A 4,082-nucleotide genomic window follows, 5' to 3' on the forward strand; every position below is an offset into this window, starting at 1 on the left:
CCTCAGGCACGGACGCCTCCCTTCGAATGGTTGCAACACTCCATTCTGGCACAGCGATGCCGTCGGGGGGCGTCCACCCCATCAGCTTCTGCGCATCCAGTTGGTAGAAGCAGCCATTCAGCTCAGACCGCAAGTCGGTCGTTCATGGCGGGAAGCGGCGACCGCTGAAAGCAGACCTTGCAGGTGATCGCCGTCATGAATCATAACCGTCGCAGAGGTCAGGCGCAGAAGTGTCGTTTTAATCGGGAGTTTTGCGAAAGGCAGCCGGTAGGAATCGACCCGTTGCGGACGTTAAGTAGTGATTGGTATTTGAGGTGAGAATATTGAGCATGGACATCGGGTAATGGAACAATCCGCAAAGAAGTTTGATAGTTCGCGGGCCGCCGAGTATGAGAGCCAGAGCCGTATAGCCTTAGCTGGCTACGAAGTCTGTCATGAACTCGCAGCCTGTATGTTGGCTGCCGCGCTTGGAACTGGTGGGGGCCGGCGCATTCTAATCGTCGGCGTCGGTGGCACCGCTCAGGAGGCTATTACGGTTTCCCAGATCGAACCGACATGGAGATTCGTCGGAGTAGACCCTTCGGAACCGATGCTCGCGCTTGCTGCGGAGCGTCTTAAGGCGCAGGGTCTCAGCGACAGGGTTCAATTGCATCTGGGCACACTGGACACGCTCGCAGGGGACGAAGCGTTTGACGCCGCCATGATGCTCGGGGTGCTGCATCACCTGCCGGGTGATGACGCAAAGAGCGCCATCCTGAAGGCAATCGCAGATCGGATCGCACCGGGCGCGCCTCTTATCCTTGCAGGTAATCGTTACGCCTACGCCAGCAAGCCGCTGCTTCTTGCGGCATGGGGGGAACGCTGGCGAATGCACGGTGCGACGAGCGAAGAAGTGAAGGCGAAGCTCGGCAAAATCCTACAGGGCGCCGACCCACCCCGCTCCCAAGAGGCGGTATTTGAGCTACTTGATAGTGCAGGTTTCGAGCAGCCCGAAGGTTTCTTTTCGAGCCTGTTTTGGAGTGCATGGATAGCTTGGCGGAAGCGGCTTTAAGGTCCACCCTGCTACCCTACTGCGACATTCCTTTGTCGCGAAAGTCCTAAGATTCGCAACAAATCGGCCACCCCTGAAATCCAAGGGAAATTTCCGTCGCAACAGTCGGGCGCAAAAGCCGGTGGCATCCAGGGGACTTTTGCGACACCTGAGGGCCGCTTTATCACCAGCCAATCCGAAAGCTGCCCGACTGCTTGCCACCGATTCCGTTGAAAAAGTCGGCATTGCTTGTGGTTTGAAGTCCTGATTCAGTCCTCTTGAGATTCGGAGGATTGAGTCATGTTGGGCGAGCGGACTGTGGTGCAGGAGGCGCTGTTCTACGAGTTCAGCATCGAGCGCCATGTGCCGGCGGATCACCCGCTACGTGCGATCGACCGCTTCGTCGATCTTTCGGAACTGCGCGTGCATCTGCGCCCCTTCTATAGCGAGATCGGTCGGCCATCGATCGACCCGGAACTGATGATCCGAATGCTGCTGGTCGGTTACATCAGGGGCATCCGCTCGGAGCGTCGTCTTTGCGAAGAGGTGCATCTCAACCTGGCGTACCGTTGGTTTTGCCGCCTCGATTTGACGGATGCGGTGCCGGACCATTCGACCTTCTCCAAGAACCGGCATGGCCGCTTTCGCGAGAGCGATCTGTTCCGGCGGCTGTTCGAGAGCGTTGTCGAGCGCTGCATTGCCGAATGCCTGGTCGGCGGTGAGCGCTTCGCCGTTGACGCCAGTCTGATCCGAGCCGACGCCAACAAGCAGAACGCCACCCCAATCGACGACTGGCCAGCCGAACGGCTCAACCCGGGAGACGCGCCGCGTGCCGTGCGCGAGTACCTTGACACGCTGGACGATGCCGCCTTCGGTGCCGCGACGGAGGTGAAGCCGAAGTTCACCTCCCATGCCGATCCTGCCTCGCAATGGACCGGCGCGCAGAAGGGTCCGGCCTTCTTCGCCTATGCCGACAACTATCTGATCGACACGGACCACGCGATCATCGTCGACGTGGAAGCTACGCGTGCCGTTCGCCAGGCCGAAACCGGTGCGGCGAGAACGATGATCGATCGGACGCTCGCGCGCTTCGGTCTATATCCCGAGGCACTTGTCGCCGACACGGCCTACGGTTCGGCCGACATGCTGGGATGGCTGGTCCACGAACACGGCATCGAGCCGCATATCCCCGTCTTCGACAAGTCGGAGCGCAGGGACGGCACTTTCTCGAACACAGACTTCCGCTTTGACCGCGATGCGGACGAATATACCTGCCCAGGTGGCAACCGGCTGAAGAAATACTGGCGGACCATGACCAAGGTCCGGACCGGCATCTGCAAGGACGGCTTCATCCGCTACTACGCCAGCAAGAAGGACTGCTCGCGTTGCGCGTTGAAGGCCCAATGCACACCCAACCAGCCGGCGCGGAAGATCGCCCGCCACATCCACGAAGGCGCCCGTAATCTCGCCCGTGAGATCACGAGCAGCGATGCCTACGTCGCCTCAAGCCGAGCAAGAAAGAAGGTCGAGATGCTGTTCGCGCACCTCAAGCGCATCTTGAAGCTCGACCGGCTCCGATTACGGGGGCCCAATGGCGCCCGCGACGAATTCCACCTGGCAGCGACCGCTCAAAACCTCCGCAAGCTGGCCAAACTGGTCCCGACCCCGGCCTAAAGGGACACGGCAAGAAATATCGAGCCGATGCCACGACGATCAGGCAACCGACTTTTTCAACGAAATCCACCCGGAGCGGCCGTCAGGTATTGAATGTCTCGATTTGGGCCGGATGCTGCCGGGTACCTATTGAAGTGAAGAGATCGAGTCTGACGTGGCGAATGCGCCACGCCAGACCTTTTGCGCCACGTCATTGCGTCGCGAAGCAGTAAAACAATCCGTCCCCGCCGGTGCTTTGCAAGCCTGTTTGGCTGCATCCGCGCGATGGATGCGACGAATTCCAGGACCTCGCTTCGGCGGAATCGTCAAGCCCCATCCGATCATGATGGCCGACCATGGCGCTGCCGTCTTCCGCATTTGAGGTCCAATCCTCGCACGTTGCTTCATGCGCTGCTCCATCCGGCATCGAGCCTGTAAGGATGTCGTGGCGGTTTGGCTCGTCGCCGCGGCCATTCACCATCTCGCCGTTCTCGTCGAGCGCCGTCTCTTTGCTGATGCGGTTCTCGTCGCTGTGTAGCTGGTTGACACTTTCGGCGATTGTCTCTCCATTTGCATTGACCCATGGCCCGGAGCCTATGCGATCGCGCGCGTTGGTATCGCTGGTACTGAGATAGGCCGCCCAAGTTTGGCCCGTGACGCCCGCTGCTTCAGCAAGACTAGAGCAATGGGCATCGGCACCCTCCAGGCCGCCTAGATTAGCGCCGTCTCCGGGTCCCTGGCTCGTGACGAAAAAACTCATGGCGGTATCTTGGGCGGCAGCAGACAAGACGTAAGGGAGCGAAAGTACAGCTGCGGCAGTCAGAACGGTGACTATTTTCATTTTCTCCTCCCTATTCTCCCGCCTATGGTGAAGGCTATGGACAAAATAGCGTAGCCGGTAATCAAAACTTTGTGTGAGAGTGGAACGGCGCGCGAACAGGCTCTCGCGCTCGCGGCGGCCAGTTCCGCCGGCGAGGCGCTCGGCGAGTTGATCAGATTCGCTCGCGAGGGCGCCTGTTTATGGGGTAGGGAGCGTGGCCGACTGACAGGAACTGTGAGCCGCCGACGGGCGGTGCTCACACCCTAGATGCCCTTGATGGTCCGTTCCGGTGCGCACAACGACCGCCAGTCGCTGACAAATGAGCGTCCTGTTGGGTCAACACGAGCCGTAGGCAAGAATTTCCTATGCGCGAATCCTTGGCGGGTCTGCATTCGACGCGATGCGCCTCGAAGCGGCCATTCGGACGCGTGTTCTGGAAGGACGACATGGGCCGGTAGCGGACCGTCCGGTTTTGAAGCGAGCGCAGCAGAAAGCTGATGGGGTGGACGCCCCCCGACGGCATCGCTGTGCCAGAATGGAGTGTTGCAACCATTCGAAGGGAGGCGTCCGTGCCTGAGG

Annotated in this window: 3 protein-coding genes; 2 read left to right on the top strand and 1 reads right to left on the bottom strand. The window is 59.9% G+C overall.

Going from position 1 to position 4,082, the window contains the following annotated elements:
• The first annotated feature begins 343 nt into the window (after positions 1–343).
• On the top strand, positions 344–1,051 hold the full coding sequence (locus tag GM910_RS26745; RefSeq protein ID WP_159593919.1) for a class I SAM-dependent methyltransferase: 708 nt from the start codon (positions 344–346) through the stop codon (positions 1,049–1,051).
• Positions 1,052–1,330: 279 nt separating this feature from the next.
• Positions 1,331–2,704, top strand: a complete 1,374-nt coding sequence (locus tag GM910_RS26750) for a transposase (protein ID WP_159593921.1) — start codon at positions 1,331–1,333, stop codon at positions 2,702–2,704.
• 190 nt (positions 2,705–2,894) lie between these two features.
• On the opposite strand, the gene GM910_RS26755 is transcribed toward GM910_RS26750, so the two are convergent.
• Positions 2,895–3,524 (bottom strand): hypothetical protein, encoded by a 630-nt coding sequence (locus tag GM910_RS26755; protein WP_159593923.1) that lies wholly within the window; start codon positions 3,522–3,524, stop codon positions 2,895–2,897.
• Between the last annotated feature and the right edge of the window lie 558 nt (positions 3,525–4,082).

It is taken from the genome of Chelativorans xinjiangensis (assembly GCF_009812055.1).
Taxonomy (GTDB): domain Bacteria; phylum Pseudomonadota; class Alphaproteobacteria; order Rhizobiales; family Rhizobiaceae; genus Chelativorans; species Chelativorans xinjiangense.

What these genes read in the sequence shown, in the direction of transcription:
- GM910_RS26750 (WP_159593921.1), top strand. Translation starts at nt 1,331, where the DNA reads ATGTTGGGCGAGCGGACTGTGGTGCAGGAGGCGCTGTTCTACGAGTTC.
- GM910_RS26755 (WP_159593923.1), bottom strand. Translation starts at nt 3,524, where the DNA reads ATGAAAATAGTCACCGTTCTGACTGCCGCAGCTGTACTTTCGCTCCCT.
- GM910_RS26745 (WP_159593919.1), top strand. Translation starts at nt 344, where the DNA reads ATGGAACAATCCGCAAAGAAGTTTGATAGTTCGCGGGCCGCCGAGTAT.